Raw genomic sequence first — 1,294 nt, 5'->3', positions numbered from 1 at the left:
CAGTCGCGCAGCCTCGGCGGGCCGGTGGCACCGGAGCGCGCCGCCGATCCGATCATCTGCCACCCCGATGTGCGCCGCATGCTGCTGACCCAGAAGACCCTGGTCGAGGGCTGTCGCCTGCTGGCGGCGTACACGGCCCGTGAACTCGATCTGGAACACGGCGATCCGGACCCACGGGCCCGCGATGCTGCCGGCCGCCGGGCCGCGTTGCTGATTCCCATCGTCAAGGCCTTCCTCACCGACGTCGGCCAGGAGGTCTCCAGCCTGGCGGTGCAGGTCCATGGCGGGCACGGCTATATCCGCGAGTGGGGCATGGAGCAGTTGATGCGCGACAGCCGCATCACTCAACTGTACGAAGGCACCAACGGCATTCAGGCGCTGGACCTGATCCGGCGCAAGCTGCTGGCCGACGGCGGCGAGCAGTTGCAGGGGCTGATCCGGGATTGGCTTGACGAAGTGGCGGCCTGCCGCGAACCCGCCCTGGTCGAAATGGCCCGGGTGGTCGGCCAGCGCCTGGAGCAATGGCGCTCCCTGGGCCAGCACGTGTTGGATGTCTGTCGCCATGATCCCCAGGAGATCGGCGCGGTGTCGGTGGATTTCCTCGCCTATTCTGGCTACGTGCTGTTGGCGGCGTTGTGGCTGCGGGCGGCGGTGTGTGCCGCTGCGGCCCTTGCCCGGGGTACGGAGGATCGTGCGTTCTACCAGGCCAAGCTGCAGGCGGCGGCGTTCTACTGGCGGCGCCTGCTGCCCCGTGCCGGTGCCCATCGCGAGGCGCTGCTGGGCGGCGCGCCGTGCCTGATGGTGATGAGCGAGGAACACTTCGCCTTTTAGCCGGTTTCCCATGACGCCGTTCGCGCAGGCCGCGCGCCGGCGCGTGCCACGAATACAAGAACAAGAGGGACAGGGACATGCAGCCTTTCAGTTTCGTTACCACGCCACACCTGCTCTGCGAACCGGGCGCGGCCGCCCGCCTGGCACAACTGTGTCAGCAGCGCGGCGCCCGTCGGGTGCTGATCGTCACCGACCCCGGCATCATCCGCCTGGGCCTGCTCGATGACCTGTTGCCGGCATTCACCCAGGCCCGGCTGGGCGTGGCGATCTTCAGCGAGGTCTGTGCCGACCCGAGCGACACTTGCGTCGCATCCGCTGTCGAACGGGCGCGGCACATCGGTGCCGAGCTGATCGTCGGTTTCGGTGGCGGCAGTTCCATGGACGTGGCCAAGCTGGTGGCGTTGCTGGCTCACCCCGAATGCGACCAGGACCTGCCGGCCATCTACGGCGTCGACCAGGCCCG

Annotated in this window: 2 protein-coding genes; both read left to right on the top strand. The window is 68.5% G+C overall.

From position 1 onward, the window contains the following. The coding region (locus K675_RS0119650) for an acyl-CoA dehydrogenase C-terminal domain-containing protein (protein WP_017905191.1) at positions 1-831 on the top strand (831 nt) is incomplete at its 5' end. A gap of 77 nt (positions 832-908) precedes the next feature. Beyond that, the coding region (locus K675_RS0119645; RefSeq protein ID WP_017905190.1) for an iron-containing alcohol dehydrogenase at positions 909-1,294 on the top strand (386 nt) is incomplete at its 3' end.

Source organism: Pseudomonas fuscovaginae SE-1, from assembly GCF_000364705.1.
Classification (GTDB): domain Bacteria; phylum Pseudomonadota; class Gammaproteobacteria; order Pseudomonadales; family Pseudomonadaceae; genus Aquipseudomonas; species Aquipseudomonas fuscovaginae_A.
Note: the sequence above shows the minus strand (reverse complement) of the source record. Positions and strands in the feature narration are given on the sequence as shown.